13 protein-coding genes are annotated in these 17418 nt (G+C 73.1%); 6 read left to right on the forward strand and 7 right to left on the reverse strand.

The features are described from left to right. Positions 1-75 precede the first annotated feature (75 nt). Positions 76-1293 (reverse strand): arginine deiminase, encoded by a 1218-nt coding sequence (locus tag CLV56_RS08525; protein WP_100414690.1) that lies wholly within the window; start codon positions 1291-1293, stop codon positions 76-78. Between the two features lie 22 nt (positions 1294-1315). Between CLV56_RS08525 and CLV56_RS08530 the strand changes: the two genes are divergently transcribed. After that, positions 1316-1699 carry a DUF4446 family protein gene (locus CLV56_RS08530; protein ID WP_039343524.1) on the forward strand — a complete coding sequence of 128 codons (384 nt, stop codon included), beginning with the start codon at positions 1316-1318 and terminating at the stop codon, positions 1697-1699. A gap of 78 nt (positions 1700-1777) precedes the next feature. On the opposite strand, the gene CLV56_RS08535 is transcribed toward CLV56_RS08530, so the two are convergent. Continuing rightward, positions 1778-3262, reverse strand: a complete 1485-nt coding sequence (locus CLV56_RS08535; protein WP_100414691.1) for an NAD-dependent succinate-semialdehyde dehydrogenase — start codon at positions 3260-3262, stop codon at positions 1778-1780. Next, entirely contained in the window at positions 3259-4623 is a 1365-nt protein-coding gene (gene gabT, locus CLV56_RS08540) for a 4-aminobutyrate--2-oxoglutarate transaminase (RefSeq protein WP_039343520.1), read from the reverse strand. The genes CLV56_RS08535 and gabT overlap by 4 nt, the downstream gene beginning before the upstream one ends. Before the next feature lie 84 nt (positions 4624-4707). On the opposite strand from gabT, the gene CLV56_RS08545 reads away from it, so the two are divergent. The 3 genes from CLV56_RS08545 to CLV56_RS08555 all read left to right on the forward strand — a co-directional run bounded on the left by CLV56_RS08545 (position 4708) and on the right by CLV56_RS08555 (position 8115). Further along, entirely contained in the window at positions 4708-6189 is a 1482-nt protein-coding gene (locus CLV56_RS08545; protein WP_170224773.1) for a PucR family transcriptional regulator, read from the forward strand. A gap of 92 nt (positions 6190-6281) precedes the next feature. Continuing rightward, positions 6282-7448, forward strand: a complete 1167-nt coding sequence (locus tag CLV56_RS08550; protein ID WP_100414692.1) for a DUF6801 domain-containing protein — start codon at positions 6282-6284, stop codon at positions 7446-7448. 7 nt (positions 7449-7455) lie between these two features. After that, a complete protein-coding gene (locus CLV56_RS08555) occupies positions 7456-8115 on the forward strand; it encodes a class F sortase (RefSeq protein ID WP_039343514.1) in 660 nt (219 codons plus the stop codon). Positions 8116-8145: 30 nt separating this feature from the next. Here CLV56_RS08555 and CLV56_RS08560 read toward each other — a convergent pair whose 3' ends face one another. The 3 genes from CLV56_RS08560 to CLV56_RS08570 form a co-directional block, all read right to left on the reverse strand. Beyond that, the gene (locus CLV56_RS08560) at positions 8146-10242 is read right to left on the reverse strand and encodes an iron ABC transporter permease (protein ID WP_100414693.1); all 2097 of its coding nucleotides are present in this window, start codon (positions 10240-10242) and stop codon (positions 8146-8148) included. A 53-nt stretch (positions 10243-10295) separates the two neighbouring features. Next, complete coding sequence (locus CLV56_RS08565) at positions 10296-11285, reverse strand: iron-siderophore ABC transporter substrate-binding protein (RefSeq protein ID WP_039343511.1); 990 nt, start codon at positions 11283-11285, stop codon at positions 10296-10298. A 91-nt stretch (positions 11286-11376) separates the two neighbouring features. Further along, entirely contained in the window at positions 11377-12201 is an 825-nt protein-coding gene (locus CLV56_RS08570) for an ABC transporter ATP-binding protein (protein ID WP_281254209.1), read from the reverse strand. A 128-nt stretch (positions 12202-12329) separates the two neighbouring features. On the opposite strand from CLV56_RS08570, the gene CLV56_RS08575 reads away from it, so the two are divergent. Continuing rightward, positions 12330-13139, forward strand: a complete 810-nt coding sequence (locus CLV56_RS08575; protein ID WP_100414695.1) for an HAD family hydrolase — start codon at positions 12330-12332, stop codon at positions 13137-13139. Further along, positions 13136-15631 carry a glycoside hydrolase family 65 protein gene (locus CLV56_RS08580; protein WP_100414696.1) on the forward strand — a complete coding sequence of 832 codons (2496 nt, stop codon included), beginning with the start codon at positions 13136-13138 and terminating at the stop codon, positions 15629-15631. The genes CLV56_RS08575 and CLV56_RS08580 overlap by 4 nt, the downstream gene beginning before the upstream one ends. 420 nt (positions 15632-16051) lie before the next feature. On the opposite strand, the gene CLV56_RS08585 is transcribed toward CLV56_RS08580, so the two are convergent. After that, positions 16052-17272 (reverse strand): DUF6801 domain-containing protein, encoded by a 1221-nt coding sequence (locus CLV56_RS08585; protein WP_039359242.1) that lies wholly within the window; start codon positions 17270-17272, stop codon positions 16052-16054. Between the last annotated feature and the right edge of the window lie 146 nt (positions 17273-17418).

A 17418-nucleotide genomic window follows, 5' to 3' on the forward strand; every position in this document is an offset into this window, starting at 1 on the left:
GCGAGCCTCGCACGCCAGGGGCGACTCGCGGGCCCGCCACGAACGACTCGCGGGCCCGCCAGGAGTGACTCGCGGTCAGAGGGGGTCGCGGAGGACGGGGCAGGACATGCAGCGCGGCCCGCCGCGACCGGTGCCGAGCTCAGACCCGGGGATCCGGACCACCTCGATGCCGGCCGCCTCGAGCCGGGCGTTCGTCTGCACGTTGCGCTCGTACGCGACCGCGAGCCTCGGCGCGATCGCGAGGGTGTTGTTGCCGTCGTCCCACTGCTCGCGCTCCGCGGTCACCGCGTCGAGGCCGGTGTCGATCACGCGGATCCGCTCCACGCGGAGGGCGTCGGCCGCCGCGTCGAGGAACGGGCGCGGCGCACCCACGACGACCTCGTCCCCGTCACCGGCCACCACGTCGTAGGCGGTCAGGGAGTCGGCGAGCGGCGGGTACATCACGACCGCGTCGACGTCGACCATCGTGACGACGGTGTCCAGGTGCATCGTGGCGCGCTCCTGCGCGATCGGCACCGCCAGCACCCGGCGTACGAGGTCGTGCTCGAAGCACTGGCGCGCCAGCCGCTCCAGACCCGCGGGGGTGGTCCGCTCCCCGACGCCGACGGCGATCACCCCGTCCCCGAGCACCATCACGTCGCCGCCCTCGAGGTGCTCGCGGTGCGTCCCGTGGATCCGCGCCGAGTGCGCGAAGCGCGGATGGTGGGCGTAGATCAGGTCGGTCAGGTGCGACTCGCGCTCGCGGGCCGGCATCGCGAAGCTGGTGATCGCGACCCGGTCGCGCAGCCAGACCGAGGAGTCGCGGGTGAAGAGGAGGTTCGGGAGCGGGTCGACGAGGAAGTCGTCGGGCTGGAGCAGCGACGTGACGACGCTGCGCGTGCCTTCGAGCTCGTCGTTGCGCAGACCGCCGGTGAGGATGTCCGCGAGGCGGTCGGGAGGCTCCGCCGACAGGGCGGCCGAGAGGTAGTCGGCGATGGTGTCGCCGAGCCGCAGGTCCCCGGCGACCCCCGCGATCGCGGTCGCCCGCGCGGCTGACGAGGCCTCGAGCGTCTGGACCAGCAGGTCCCGCAGGTACAGCACCTCGACCCCGTGCTCGCCGAGCGCGGCCGCGAAGGTGTCGTGCTCCGCCTGAGCCCGGCCGACCCACGGCAGGCCGTCGAACAGCAGGGAGTCGTTGTTGCGCGGCGTCAGGCGCTTCAGCTCCGGGCCCGGGCGGTGCAGGACCACCGTCCGCAGCCGTCCCACCTCGCTCGTGATCTGCGCCGTCGGCGCGTCGGCTGCACCGGTGTCCATCCGATCACCCTAGGCTGACCGGGTGACGGTTGCGATCTCAGTGCTGGCGCTGGTCGCCTCGCTGTCCGCGCTCGCGATCGCGCTCACCAGCCAGATGCAGCGGCGCCGCGAGGACGACCTCGAGGGCCAGAGCGCCCTCGGCGGACGGGTCTCCGAGCTGGAGGTCCGTGCGAAGGAGGCGTTCCGGCACGTCGCCGTGGTGCGCTACGACGCCTTCGGCGACACCGGCGGCGCGCTCTCGTGGAGCCTCGCCCTGCTCGACGACACCGGGGCCGGCTTCGTCGTGTCCTCGATCCACGGTCGCGCGGAGTCGCGGACGTACGCCAAGAGCATCACCGCGTGGAGCTGCGAGCAGCCGCTGACCCCCGAGGAGCAGCAGGCAGTCGACGCGGCTCGCCCCGCCTGACCCCTTCGCGCTGTGTGACGTGAGCCCCGGTCCGCGCGAGCAGTTTCGGGGCTGCGGTCACACAGCGCGAAGGGGAGGTCAGGCGTCGGGCCAGGCGACCGCGAGGTGCTGGACCTCGGTGAACGCGTCGATCCCGAGCGTCGCGCCCTCGCGGCCGAGGCCGGACTGCTTCACGCCGCCGAACGGCGCGGCCGGGTCCGAGACCAGGCCGCGGTTGACGCCGACCATGCCGGACTCGAACGCCTCACCGAGCCGGATCGCACGCTGCAGGTCGCGGCTGTAGACGTACGACGCGAGGCCGAACTCGGTGTCGTTCGCCATCGCGACCACCTCGTCGTCGTCGCTCCACGTCCGTACGGTCGCGACCGGGCCGAAGATCTCCTCGTGCGCGATCGCGGCATCGCCCGGCACGTCGACGAGCAGACGCGGCGCGACCCAGTTGCCCGCACCGGACGGCGCCTGGGCCTGGTAGGCGACGCGTGCACCGCCGGCGACCGCGTCGGCGACCAGCTTCTCGATCCGCTCCGCCGCGACCGGCGTGATCACCGGGCCGGCGTCCGTGCCGTCGTCGGCGCCGTGGCCGACGTTCAGCGCGGCGATGGCCTCGCCGAACCGCTGGACGAACGCGTCGGCGACGTCGGTGTGGACGTAGAACCGGTTCGCCGCGACGCACACCTGGCCGCCGCCGCGCAGCTTCGCGGTCAGCGCACCGGCGACCGCGGCGTCGAGGTCTGCGTCGTCACAGACCACGAACGGTGCGTTGCCGCCGAGCTCCATCGAGCTCTCCAGCACACGGTCCGCGGCCTGGTGGAGCAGGATCCTGCCGACCTGGGTCGAGCCGGTGAACGACACCTTCCGGACGTGCTCGTCCGCGAGCAGCGCCTCGACCACGGCCGGCGCGTCGGTGGTGGTGACGATCCGGACCGCGTCGGCGGGGACGCCGGCCTCGACCAGGATCGCGCCGACGGCGAGCGCGGTCAGCGGGGTCTCCTCGGCGGGCTTCAGGACGACCGTGCAGCCGGCCGCGAGCGCGGGCGCGATCTTGCGGGTCGCCATCGCAGCCGGGAAGTTCCAGGGTGTGACCAGCGCGGCGACGCCGATCGGCTTGCGGTGGACGAGGTGCCGTACGCCACCGGCCGGCGCCGGGTCGTACGAGCCGTGCGGACGCACCGCCTCCTCGGCGAACCAGCGGAAGAACTCCGCCGCGTACGCGACCTCGGCGCGCGCGTCGGCCAGCGTCTTGCCGTTCTCGGCCGTGATCAGCGTGGCGAGGCGCTCGTGGTCGTCCATCATCAGGGCGTGCGCGCGGTGCAGGATCGCCGAGCGCTCGCGGTTCGGGCGACGGGCCCAGTCGCGGCCCGCGGTCGCGGCCGCGGCGGCGGCGACCCGGGCGTCGGTGACGTCGTGCTCGGCCACGTGCGCCAGCACCGCACCGGTGGCCGGATCGGTGACGGCGAACCAGCCCTCGCCCGGGTCGGTCCCGGCGAGCGCAGCGTCGGTCCGGACGTCGGGTACGCCCGCGAGCAGGGCGCTCAGGTCAGTCGTGTCCACCGTCGCGGTCATGCCGTACCTCCGTCGGTCGGGGCGGCCTCGGCGAAGACGCCGTCCAGGATGTCGAGGGCTTCGTCGAGCAGGTGGTCCGGCATCGACAGCGGCGGGAGGAACCGCAGCACGTTGCCGAACGTCCCGCAGGTCAGCACGACCACGCCCTGCTGGTGCGCCTGCGCGGCGACCCGGGCTGCGAGGCCCGCGTCGGGGGTGGTGGTGCCCGGCTCGACGAGCTCGATCGCGATCATCGCGCCGCGGCCGCGGACGTCGCCGATGCGCGGGTCGCGCTGCTGCAGCGCCTCGAGCCGGCTCAGCATCCGCTTCTCGATCTCGCGCGCGCGGCTGACGAGGTCGTCGGCCTCGATCGTCTCGAGCACGGCCAACGCTGCGGCGCACGCGGCCGGGTTGCCGCCGTACGTGCCGCCGAGGCCGCCCGTGTGGACGGCGTCCATCACCTCGGCGCGACCGGTGACCGCGGCGAGCGGCAGCCCGCCGGCGACGCCCTTGGCCGTCGTGACGAGGTCCGGCACGACACCTTCGTGGTCGGAGGCGAACATCGCGCCCGTGCGGGCGACGCCGGCCTGCACCTCGTCGGCGACGAACAGCACGTCGTTCGCGCGGCACCAGTCGGCGACCGCCGGCAGGAAGCCCTCGGCGGGGACGACGAAGCCGCCCTCGCCCTGGATCGGCTCGATCACCACGCACGCCAGGTTCTTGGCGCCGACCTGCTTCTCGATCACCTCGATCGCGCGGGCGGCCGCGTCCGGGCCGGACAGCCCGTCGCGGAACGGGTAGGACATCGGGGCGCGGTAGACCTCGCCGGCGAACGGACCGAACCCGTCCTTGTACGGCATGTTCTTCGCCGTCATCGCCATCGTGAGGTTCGTACGCCCGTGGTAGGCGTGGTCGAAGACGACGACGGCCTGCTTGCCGGTCGCGTGCCGTGCGATCTTCACGGCGTTCTCGACGGCCTCCGCACCGGTGTTGAACAGCGCGGTCCGCTTCTCGTGGTCGCCGGGGGTGAGCGCGTTCAGCTTCTCCGCCACCGCGACGTACCCCTCGTACGGCGTGACCATGAAGCAGGTGTGCGTGAAGGCGGCGACCTGCTCGGTGACCGCGTCCACGACCCGCGGGGCCGCGTTGCCGACGGTGGTCACGGCGATGCCGGAGCCGAGGTCGATCAGCAGGTTGTCGTCGACGTCGCGGATGACGCCGCCGCCCGCCGCGGTGACGTACACCGGCAGCGTCACGCCGACGCCGGACGCGACGGCGCTCGTGCGGCGCTCGGACAGCGCCCGCGACCGCGGGCCGGGGATCTCGGTGACGAGGCGGCGCTCCTGGGGCAGCGTGGGGCCGCCGATGAACTGATCGGTCATGGACGGAGCGTACGTCCGTGGCCGCCCGGCGGGGCATGGGCATACCGCACAGTCTCAACTGACTCGATGTGCAAGAGTGGCACGGTGGACGCCCTTCCGACGCTGACCGTCGCCGACCTGGTCGCGGTGCCCGAGCTCGGGATCACCCGTGCGTGGATCCCCGACCCCAGCGTCCCCGTGCGCTGGGTCGCCACCAGCGAGCTCGACGACCCCACCCCGTTCCTCGAGGGCGGTGAGGTCCTGCTGACCACGGGTCTCGCGACCGCCGCCCACGGCGCAGCCCAGTGGCGGGCGTACGTCGGGCGGCTCGCGACCCTCGGCGTGAGCGCGCTCGGGCTCGGGGTCGGCCTGACGCACGACGCGGCTCCGCAGCCACTGCGCGAGGCGGCGGCGGGGGCGGGGCTGGGGCTGTTCGAGGTGCCACCACCGACCCGGTTCGTCGCGATCAGTCGTGCCGTCGCCGCGCTGCTGGAGCCGGCCGAGCAGGCCGCGGCCCGGCTCCAGCGCGAGCTGACCCAGGACGCGACCCGACCCGACGCCCGCTCCCGGGTGACCGCACGGGTGGCACAGGTTCTGCGGGGCGCCTGCGCCGTCGTCGACCCCGACGGCGCGGTGACCGACGGCGCACTCGACCTCGACCCCGACGTGCTCGCCTCCGCGCTCGTCCGGATCCGCGCCGACGACCGCCGCTCCTCGACCTCGATCTCCGGACCCGACTCGTCCACCGCCGTCCACCCGGTCGGGCTCGGCGGGACGCCCCGGGCGTACCTCGTGGCGACCACACCCGGGCGGTGGTCACCGTTCCAGCGCAGTGCGGTGCTCACGGCCGCCGCTGTGCTCTCGCTGGTCGAGTCCGGACGGGCGGAGCAGCGCGATGCCGAGCGCCGGGTCGTCGCGGCCGGGGTGCGACTGGCGCTCGACGGCGACGCTGCGGGCGCTTCGCGCGTGCTCGACCTCGCCCGACCACCACGCACCGTCCCGGACCCGCTGTGCGCGCTGCACCTCGGCGGCACACCGGGGGCGGTGACCGAGGCCGTCGACCACATCGAGACCGGCGCTCTCGTCGGGACCCACGAGGACACGACGGTGGTGCTCGTCGACGAGGCCGGGATCGACCGCGTCGTCGAGGCCGCACAGCACGCAGGAGCCTGGGTCGGCGTCGGCCCCACGGTCCCCGCCGCCGAGGCGGCGCGCTCCGCGGCCGGCGCGTCCGCCGCTCTCGCCCAGGCGAGCGACGCCCGCCCCGTCACCCGCTGGGCGGAGCAGACGCGGGCGGGGATCGGAGCCCTCGTCCCGCCCGGAGCCGCGGCCGCCTTCGCGTCCGAGGTCCTCGGGCGGCTGCGCGCCGAGCCCGACGGGACGGCGCTCGAGGACACCCTGCGCGCCTACCTGGAGGAGCAGGGGCATCCCGGCCGGATCTCGGACCGCCTCGGCATCCACCGCAACACCGTCCGCGGCCGGATCCGCCGGATCGACGCGCTCACCGGCCGCCCCGTGGCTGATGCCGGTGCCCGTGCCGACCTCTGGTTCGCGCTGCAGACGACCGCCCCGCCCGCACTCGGGTGACAGCGACCCTCCACTGCCGTAACCTGTCGCGCAACTCACGTTTTCAATGGGGTGCCGTACGGCCGCGTACGGCACGGAGGGAAGGAACGTGGATGCGTTTCGCGACGAGTCCGACGAGCACCGAGCACCGCCGCAGGGCAGCAGCGATCCTGGCGAGCGCCGGCCTGATGGCCGGCTCGGCGGGCGTGGTCGTCGCGGTCGCCGGTGCGCCCGCCCAGGCGGCGGAGGTCACCGGTGACTTCGACTACCTCTGCGCCACGGATGCGGCCGGGCTCGATCTCGGGGTCCAGGACGTCGGCGTCGAGGCGGTCGTCGACCTGCCCGAGTCCGTCTCGCCGGGGTCGGTGATCGCGGCGAGACAGACGACGATCACGTTGACGCTGCCCGAGCTCCTCCGCAACGCCACGTACGTCCTGCTCGGTGCGCGCTCGGTCGCCGGCTACTCCGACGACGCGGCGGTCGCGCTGTCCGACTCGGGCACCTACAGCGAGTCGGTTCCGATCGCGAACCTGAGCGCGAGCGACGTCCCGGTGCCGCCGAACGTCGGCGACGCCTGGATCATCCCGACGACCGGGGACGTCCCCGCGATCGACCTTCCCGGCGACATCTCCGGCACCGCCACCGTCGCGATGCCGGCGGCCTTCACCGTGGCGGCGACGCTGTACTCAGGGCCCGACAACACCGGCGACATGATCGGCGGTCCGGACGGCGTCACGATGGACTGCACGATCGAGTCCAGCGACCCGACGCTGGCGACGATCCCCATCACGGACGCGACGGAGCCCACCACCGAGCCCACCACGGAACCGACGACGGAGCCCACCACGGAACCGACGACCGAACCCACCACCGAACCCACCACCGAACCCACCACCGAACCCACCACCGAACCCACCACCGAACCCACCACCGAACCCACCACCGAACCCACGACCGAGCCCACCACGGAACCCACGGACTCCCCGACGACTGCTCCGACCACCGCGCCCTCGGACTCCCCGACGACTGCTCCGACCACCCCGCCGGCGACCAGGCCGACCGCGACCGACGTGCCCCCGCCGCCCACGCAGAGCGACGGCGGCTCCGGCGTCAGCGGCGCCGCCGGGAGCTACCCGGTCCCGATCGCCGTGCCGGCGGGCATGAGCGGTCCGGCCACGCCCGAGGGCACCACGCGGTACGGTCTGGCGGGTGCACTCGGGGTCCTCGGCATCGCGCTGCTCGTCGGCGCCGCACTCCTCGGACGTCCGCTCCGCCGGTGAGGAACCGATGACCGGCTCGGCCGCGCCCCTCGACCCGCAGGCTTCCTCCCGCCGCTGGGTGGCGTGGGGCGTCGGCTCGGTGCTGCTCGTCGCCGCGATCCTGATCGCGCTCGGAGTGGGACGCGCCGACCCGGGTGCAACCGGTGCGTCCGGCCCTCGCGCGGCCTCGGGGCCGGTCCTTGCCGCGGGCGCTCTCCAGGGCTCGGCCGACCGGGTGGGCACGCGGCCGGCCCGGATCGCGATCCCCGCGATCGACGTCGACGCCCAGGTCACCGACGTCGGTACGGACGCACGCGTGCTCGAGATCCCCGCCCGGCCGTGGATCGTCGGGTGGTGGCGCGACGGGATGGGCGCGGGCAGCATCCGTGGCGCCACGGTGCTCGCGGCCCACCTGGACTCGGCGGTCTACGGGCCCGGGCCGTTCACCCGCGTCGGGCAGCTGCAGCGCGGCGACGCGATGACGATCCGCGACATCAACGCGGGCGAGCACGCCTACCGGGTCGCCTCGGTGAGGATGTACGACAAGACGACCCTGCCGTACGAGCGGCTGTTCGACCAGTCCGGGCGCCAGAAGGTCGTGCTGGTGACCTGCGGCGGCGCGTACGACGAGCAGGACGGCTGGGACTCGAACGTCGTCGTCACGTTCGTCCCCCGGACCGAGACCTGACGGGCCGCGACCTCCTGCCGGATCGGGCGGTCAGCGGACCGGGCGCCGGCTGCGGTGCAGGAGGTAGAAGAAGTACGGGGCGCCGACCAACGCGGTCAGCAGGCTGGCGGAGAGCTGCGTCGGTGCGGCGATCGTGCGACCCAGCGTGTCCGCGAGCACGAGCAGGCACGCGCCGAGGAGGGCGGCGGTCGGGATCACCCAGCGGTGGCGCCGGCCCACCAGGGCGCGGGCGGCGTGCGGGGCGACCAGTCCGACGAACGCGACCAGCCCGATCGCCGCGACCGCGACCGCGGTGAGCAGCACCGCACAGCCCAGCAGCGCGAATCGCGCGTGGGCCGGCCGGACCCCGAGCACCCGCGGCGTGTCCTCGTCCACGGACAGCAGGTCGAGCCGCCGGTAGCCGATCATCGCCGCCGGCACGAGCACGGCGCAGCCGATCATCAGCGGCACCAGGTGCTCGTACGTGCGGCCGTAGGTGGAGCCGGACAGCCAGACCAGCGCCTTCGAGGCGCTCCACGGGTCGGTCGTCACGATCAGCAGCCGCACGATCGCCTCGGCCGCGAACGAGACGCCGACACCGACGAGGACCAGCCGGTCCGTGGCGAACCCACCACGGGCGGCGAGCCCGAACACGATCACCGCAGCGATCAGCGCGCCCACGCCGGCGGCACCGACGAGCACCCAGAACCCCGCCAGGGGCACGAACGTCACGACCAGCACCGCGCCGACGGACGCGCCGCCGGAGACGCCGATGATCGCCGGGTCGGCGAGCGGGTTGCGGGACACGCCCTGGATGATCGTGCCGGCGACCGCGAGCGCGATCCCCGCCAGGATCGCGGCGACCACCCTCGGGACCCGCGCCCCCATCACGCTGGTGACGACCGGTCCTGCCTGACCGGACAGCCAGTTGGCGACGTCGCCCAGCAGGAACATCCGGTCGCCGATCAGCACGGCTCCGACGGCGAGCCCGAGCAGCGCGACGACGAGCAGGGCGACGAGCCCGCCGGGGTGGCGGACGCCGACGCCGCGGACGTCGAGTGCGTTGCCGGCGTCGTCCAGACGCGTGGCGCGGAGCCGGAAGGCGAACCAGACGAGCACGACGGCGCCCAGCAGGGACGTGACGACTCCCGTCGGCACCTCGACGGCGCGCTGCGCACCGAAGATGGCACGGACCGCGACGTCCGCCGCGAGGACCACGACGACACCGGCCAGACCGGAGACGCCGATCAGCGCGGCGTGCCGGTGCAGGCCTCGGATCCGGGGCGCGAGCAGCCGCACCAGCGCGGGGGCCGCGAGCCCGACGAACCCGATCGGACCGGTCAGCGTGACCGCGGCCGCCGACAGCGCGACCGCGGTGAGGAGGACCTGGATCTGCGTCGTCCGGACCGGCACGCCGACGGTACGGGCGGCGTCGTCGCCCAGCGCCATCACGTCGAGCCGGCGGGCGAACAGGACGAGCACGAGCATCCCGGCCACGACCAGCGGCACCATCAGCGTGACGGCGTCGAAACCGTTCTGGCCGAGCATGCCCGCCTCCCACGCCTGCAGCCCCTGGGACTCCATCGGGTTGAGGATGATCAGCGTGGTGGCCACGGAGCGCAGCACCATCGCGACGACGGTGCCGGCCAGGACCAGGCGGACCGTTCCGTAGTCCGTGCCCGCCAGCGCGAAGACGACCGCGGCGGCGGCGAGTCCCCCGATGAACGCGATCGCCAGGTCACCGAAGACGACGGCCGGGATCCCGACGGTCGCGGCGAACGTCAGCGCGAGGAACGCACCCGCGTTCACGGCCAGCGTGTCGGGAGAGGCCAGGATGTTGCGGGAGATCGACTGGAGCACGCAGCCGGCCGCGCCGAGGGCGACGCCGACGAGGACGCCCGCCGCGACCCGCGGCAGCCGCGAGTCGACGATCACGGCCGCCGCCTGCGCGTCGGCGGACCCGGACAGCCATGCCCACAGCTCGGTCACGCCGACGGTCGCGGTGCCCTGGACGACGTCGATCGCCGCGAGGACGACGATCGCCGCGAGCAGACCCGCGACGAGGAGGACGAGCCCCACCGGGCCGCCGCGCCGACCGTCGGCAGGCACGCCTGCGGGCGGTACGGTCGGCTGCGCGGTGAGGCTCATCGTCGTTGCGTTCCTTCGTCGGATCGGGCCGTGTCGAGCTCAGCTGGGCCGGGTCAGGAGACCGTGTCGACCGCGGCCTCGACGAGTCGGGTCATCGAGGCCGGGCCGCCGAACATCCAGATGCCGTCCGGGAACCGCGTCACCTGACCGGCCTCGACGAAGGGCAGCGACGTCCACACCTTGTTGTCCGCGAGCGCGTCGGTGTAGACGTCGCCCTCGCTCTCGGAGGTGTAGTACCAGTAGAGCGTGTCGTCGCCGAGCTTCGTCAGCCCCTCGACGTCGGTCGCGCCGAGACCGTAGCCCGGGTCGCCCTCGATCCCCGGGATCTCGCTCCACGCGCTCGACAGCCCGATCTCGGAGAAGACCGCTCCGACGAGCGACGTCTCGGTGAACGGCCGGATGGAGACCGCGTCGCCGGTGTCGTACGCGTCGCTGAACGCCACCGCGGCGCCCTCGGCTCCGGCGTCGCTGATCGCCTGCTGGGCGTCGGCGAGGGTGGCGTCGAAGTCGGAGCGCAGGTCGGCGGCCTCGTCGGTCGTTCCGGTGACCTCGGCGACGAGGTCGACGTTGTCCCACATCCGGGCGATCTGGTCGGCGGCGTCGCCGCCGGCCACCACGACGACCGGCGTGGTCTCCTCGATCTGCTTCATGGCGTCGCCGGCGAGCTGGTCGGTGACGAACAGGACGTCCAGGTCGAGCGAGGCGACGGTGTCGATGCTCGGCTCGCCCCGGGTGCCCAGGTCGGTGACGTCGTCGCCGAGCTCCACGGACGTGTCCCAGGTCTCGAAGCCGGAGATGTCGGAGACGCCGACGGGCTGGACGCCGAGGGAGACCAGGTACTCGGCGACGTTCCACTCCGTGACGCCGACGCGGGTGGCGGGGCCGTCCAGCGTGATCTCTTCGCCGCGGACGTCGGTGACGGTGATCGGCTCGGACGACGAGGCGTCCTCGTCGCCACCGGCCTCTTCTGTGGTGCCGCAGGCGGCCAGCGCGAGGGCGGCGGCTGCCGACGCGACGGTGGCGAGCGTACGGGTGGTCTTCACTGGAGGTTCTCCTCGGATCGGTCGTGCTCGGTCAGGGGGAGGGTCGTGGGGCGGGTCGCCAGGCAGCCGCGGCTCGGCTCCGGGATCGGCGTCAGCCGATCGGCGCGCGGCCGTGGTGGCGCGCGCGAGCCCGCGTCCGCAGGAGCCCGTCGTGCGGGTCTGTGTGGACGTCGACCGTGACGCCGTACGCGGGTGAGAGCAGCTCGGTGGTGAGCACGTCCGCCGGCGTCCCGACCGCCACCACGCGACCCTCGACCAGCAGGACGACCTCGTCGGCGACGGCGGCGGCCTGATCGAGGTCGTGCAGCACGATCCCGACGGCGATGCCGTGCTGGTCGGCGAGGTCGCGGACGATGTCGAGCAGCTCGACCTGGTAGCGCAGGTCGAGATAGGTGGTGGGCTCGTCGAGGAGCAGCACGGGGGTGTCCTGCGCCAGGCAGCTCGCGAGCCAGACCCGCTGGAGCTGACCGCCGGACAGCCGGTCGACCGGACGGTCGGCGAGGTCGCCGACGCCGGTCATCTCCATCGCACGGAGCACGACCTCCGGGCCGTCGGGATCGCCACCGCCCCACCGCTTCGAGTGCGGGTGCCGGCCGTACTCGACGACCTCCCGCACGGTCACCCCGCCCGGTGCCGACCTCGACTGCGAGAGGAGGGTCAGCCGGGTGGCCACCTCGCGCGGACGCAGGTCCGTGATCGCCGCGCCGTCGGCCAGCTCCACCCGCCCGGCCGCGGCGGGGTGGAGAGCGGCGAGCGTGCGGAGCAGGGTCGACTTGCCGCTGCCGTTCGGCCCGATCAGAGCCGTGACGCGGCCCGGCACGAGCGCGACGTCGACATCGTCCACCACGACGGTCGGGCCGTACGCGGCGCGCACGCCCGTCCCGCGCAGCTGAGGTGCTCCCGCTCCGTTCTCCACGCAAACCAAGGTAAGGCATACCTACCCGCGTTGAGAACCAGGGTGACGCGTTCGACTCGCCTGCATCGATCCCCACACCTTCGGACGGTCGACACCCGAACGCAACGTGGACGCCCTAGGCTCGGAGGGTGACTGATTCGCCGCAGCCACCCCCTGCCGTCGTCCACGCCGTCCTGTTCGATCTCGACGGTGTGCTGACCCCGACCGCCGAGGTCCACATGCGCGCCTGGGCGGCCCTGTTCACCGACTACCTCGGGCGTCGCGGCCTCACGCCCGACTACACCGACGACGACTACTTCGCCTACGTCGACGGCAAGCCGCGCTACGACGGCGTACGGTCGCTGCTCGCGTCCCGAGGGGTCACGCTCCCCGAGGGCGACCCGACGGACCCGCCCACGGCCGAGACGGTCTGCGGGCTCGGCAACCGCAAGAACGCCGAGTTCGCCACCCTGCTCGCCACCGAGGGCGTCGCCGCGTACCCGGGCTCGGTGGCGCTGCTCGACGACCTCGAGACGCGGGGGATCGCGATGGCGGTGGTGTCGAGCTCGGCGAACGCGCGCGACGTGCTCGCTGCCGCCGGGCTCGGCGACCGCTTCGGGGTCGTCGTGGACGGTCTCGTCGCACGCGAGCACGCCATCGCGGGCAAGCCCGCGCCGGACACCTACGCGTACGGGGCCGCACAGCTCGGCGTCCCGAGCCGCGCGTCCGTGGTGGTCGAGGATGCGGTCTCCGGCGTGCAGGCCGGCGCCGCCGGAGACTTCGCGCTGGTCGTCGGGGTCGACCGGGGGGCGGGTGCCGACGTGCTCCGCTCGCACGGCGCCGACGTCGTCGTCACGGACCTGGCCGAGCTGGTCGGCGTGCTGGGGGTCTCGATCGCTCGCCCCGCTCGCGGCTCGACCGACGACGGCACCGACGACCGCAGCGGAGGTGCCGCATGACCCCGGTCCCGCGCGACACCCCGGCGCCGGTGACCGACTACCTCGACCGGCAACGCTGGCCGGTCGACGAGTGGCGCCTCTCCGAGCGGATCTTCGACTCGTCCGACCTCGGCCGCAGCGAGACCCTGTTCGCGCTCGGCAACGGCTACCTCGGCATGCGGGGCAACGTCGAGGAGGGGCGCGAGTCCTTCGCGCACGGGACGTTCATCAACGGCTTCCACGAGACCTGGAGCATCCAGCACGCGGAGGAGGCGTACGGCTTCGCCCGCGTCGGGCAGACCATCGTCAACGTCCCCGACGCGAAGGTCATCCGCCTCTACGTCGACGACGAGCCCCTGCTCCTGCCGGTGGCGGACCTCCTGGACTACGACCGGACGCTCGACTTCCGCGACGGCGTCCTGGAGCGGACGATCCTGTGGCGCACCCCCGCCGGCAAGCTCGTCCGGATCCGCACGTCGCGCATGGTCTCGTTCACCCAGCGTCACCTCGCGATCATGTCGTTCGAGGTGACGATGGTGGACGAGGCGGCGCCCGTCACCCTGTCGTCGCAGATCCTGAACCGGCAGGACGGCGAGGACGAGTACCACGTCCGCGCCGCCGCCATGGGCGAGGGCGCCGACCCGCGCAAGGCGGAGCGGTTCGACCGCCGCGTGCTCGAGCCGATCTGGCACGCCGACGACGAGACCACCGGACGGATGGAGCTCGGCTACCGGTGCGCGGAGTCGCGGATGACTCTGGCCGTGGCCGCGGACCACCACCTCGAGTGCGTCGATCCCGTCCAGGTCTCCTCGCACAGCGAGGACGACATGGCGAAGATCGTCTACCAGGTGATGGCCGAGCCGGGTCGTACCATCCGGCTGTCCAAGGTGGTCGCCTACCACACCTCGCGCGGTGTGCCGCCGCGCGAGCTGCTCGACCGCTGCCGCCGCACGCTGTCGCGAGTCGCCGCGGAGGGGATCGAGGCGCAGCGCTCGGACCAGCGTGCGTGGCTCGACGCGTTCTGGGCACGCTCGGACGTGGAGATCGCCGGCCAGCCCGCGCTCCAGCAGGCGCTGCGCTGGAACCTCTTCCAGGTCGCGCAGGCCTCGGCCCGCGCCGAGGGTGCCGGCATCCCGGCGAAGGGGGTGACGGGGTCGGGGTACGGCGGCCACTACTTCTGGGACACCGAGGTCTACGTCCTGCCGTTCCTCACCTACACCAGCCCGATGATGGCGCGCTCGGCGCTGCGGTTCCGCTACAACATGCTGCCCGCCGCGCGCCGACGAGCCGCCGACCTCTCCCAGCGCGGAGCCCTCTTCCCGTGGCGCACGATCAGCGGCGAGGAGGCCTCGGCGTACTACGCCGCCGGGACCGCCCAGTACCACATCGACGCGGACATCTCGTACGCCCTGAGCCGCTACGTCGACGCGACCGGTGACACCGACTTCCTGATGCGGGAGGCCGTCGACATCCTGGTGGAGACCGCGCGGCTGTTCGTCGACCTGGGCTTCTGGCGCAGCGAGGGCCAGGGCACGTTCCACATCCACGGTGTGACCGGTCCTGACGAGTACACCACCGTCGTCAACGACAACCTGTTCACGAACGTGATGGCGCGCTTCAACCTCCGTCGTGCGGCGCGTGCGGTGCGCGAGCTCGAGACCACGTGGCCCGAGGCGCACACCCGGATGGTGAACCGCCTGCGTCTGGAGGAGGCCGAGGTCGTCGAGTGGGAGCGCGCCGCGGAGGCGATGGCGATCCCGTACGACGAGCACCTCGGCATCCACCCGCAGGACGCGCACTTCCTCGAGCGCGAGGTCTGGGACCTCCCCCGGACACCCGCCGACAAGCGTCCGCTGCTGCTGCACTACCACCCGCTGGTGATCTACCGGTTCCAGGTGCTGAAGCAGGCCGACGTGGTCGCGGCGCTCTACCTGCAGGGCGACGCGTTCACGCTCGAGCAGAAGCAGCGCGACTTCGAGTACTACGACCCGATCACGACCGGCGACTCGACCCTGTCGGCCGTCGTGCAGGCGATCCTCGCGGCCGAGGTCGGCTACTCGTCGCTGGCGGTCCGCTACTTCACCGAGGCGCTGTACGTCGACCTCGCCGACCTGCACGGCAACACCTCCGACGGCGTCCACGTCGCGTCGACCGGCGGGGTGTGGAGCGCGCTGGTCCAAGGGTTCGGCGGCTTCCGGGACTACTCGGGCGAGTTCAGCATCGATCCACGCCTGCCCGAGAGCTGGGAGAGCCTGACGTACCGGCTCACGATCCGGGGCAGCCGCATCCGGGTCGCGGTGTCGGCCGGCACCGTGGAGCTCACGGTCGAGGACGGTCCCGGTGCCAAGCTCTCGGTGCGCGGCAAGGTCGTGCACGTGACCTCCCGCGAGCCCGTCGTCGTCCCGCTCGACGGGCAGGGTCCGGCCCAGGCCGGCATCCCCGGCCCCGGCCCGCTCGAAGGCGTGCGCCGCGCCGACGGGTCGCGGATCACGGCGACCGTCCCGCACCCGTAGGGGTCGGGGTCTCGATCGCTCGCTGCGCTCGCGCCTCGACCAGCGGAGGAGGACCACCTCGCTCGCGCCTCGACCAGCGGAGGAGGACCACCTCGCTCGCGCCTCGACCAGCGGAGGAGGACCACCTCGCTCGCGCCTCGACCAGCGGAGGAGGACCACCTCGCTCGCGCCTCGACCAGCGGAGGAGGACCACCTCGCTCGCGCCTCGACCAGCGGAGGAGGACCACCTCGCTCGCGCCTCGACCAGCGGAGGAGGACCGCTGCGGACGAGCAGCGACCCCCGACCCGGGTCCGGGTCGGGGGTCGCTGTCCCTCGGAGGGTTCGTGGACGCGATCGGTCAGGGGGGCGGGCGTCGTCCGAGGGTGCGTGCGGGCGGGGGTGGACGCCCCGCCCGCACGGAGTCGATCAGGTCGTCGCGATCAGCGACGGATCTTGACCTTGACCGTCTTCTTCGAGCCCTTGAAGTACTTGTTGCCGCTGTAGACGAAGGTGATCTTCGCCTTGCCGGCCTTCTTGAACTTCTTGAGCTTCAGCGTCGCCTTGCTGCCCTTGACCCGGGCCTTGCCGATCGTCTTCTTGCCGAGCTTGGCGGTGACGACGCCGGCCTTCGAGCCGTTGGCCTTGACGACCACGACCGCCTTGGCCTTGGTCTTGTTGCGCTTGATCTTCTTCGGAGCCACCTTGGCCGCCAGCGCCGAGCTGCCCTTGACGACGGTGACCGTGACCCGCTTGTTGGCGACCGGGTTCAGGTTCGCCTGGCCGCCGACGTGCTTCAGGGTCACCGCACGCTTGCCGGGGGCCAGCGACCGGGCCTTGAGCGCGATCGCAGCCGCGGTGCCCTTGACCGGGGCGGAGCCGATCTTGCGCGACCCGTAGTACGCGTCGATCCGACCGCCGACGGCCTTGTTGATCCGGGCGTTGATCCGGCCGGGCTTGCCGTAGACGACCTTGCCGGAGCCCGACAGCGCCGCGTCGACGTAGGCCGCGCCGGTGATCGGCATGGTGGCCAGGGTGGCGTCGCCGCCGAAGGAGCAGTCCATGACGACCTTGTCCGGACCACCGACGGGCTCCCCGTTCGCGGTGTAGACCGTGGCCTTGACGGTGAACTGCGCCGGCATGCTGAGCGTGCCGGTGCCCGTCGCGCTCGCCGGGATGCGGATGGCGGGGACATCACCCTCGGTCGGGATGACCCAGGAGGCGCCGGGGCTGGCCGGCACCGGCACCGGCGGGGACGACAGGTTCTTGATCGGGATCGTCTTGTCCACGCTGCCGGAGTCGGTCAGCCGGACAGCGGCGTCGTCGGAGTACCCGCCGGCGGTGCGGCCGCTCAGCAGGACGTACGTGGCGTTCCGGAGCGTCTCCGGGAGCGTGAGCGTGATCTGGGTCTTGCGCGGCGGAACGACCTGGTTGGGCGCCACGGCGTCCGGGACGACGACCTTCGCGTTGACGCCGACGATGTGGTCGCCGAGCGACAGCCCGGCGGCGTCGACCGCGCAGGTGTAGTCGTAGTCCTCTTCCACCGGTGCGGCCGAGGCCGCGGGGGCGGACGCGACGACCAGGCCGCCGGCGCCGGCGACCAGAGCCGCGCTCGTCGCGAGCGCGGCGAGCCGACTCCTCGAGCCGGCCTCCCGAGACAGCATCGATCGATGCATGGTTGTTCTCCCTCCGAGGAGCACGCGTGCGATCTGCATCACGTGTAGGGAGATTTGAACCCGGAGTTAAGTCGCGCGCCAGACCACCCGTGACGCTGTTACCGAATCGTAACCAACGCCCGGAGGCCGCGTCG

Source organism: Mumia flava (genome assembly GCF_002797495.1).
Taxonomy (GTDB): Bacteria; Actinomycetota; Actinomycetes; order Propionibacteriales; family Nocardioidaceae; genus Mumia; species Mumia flava.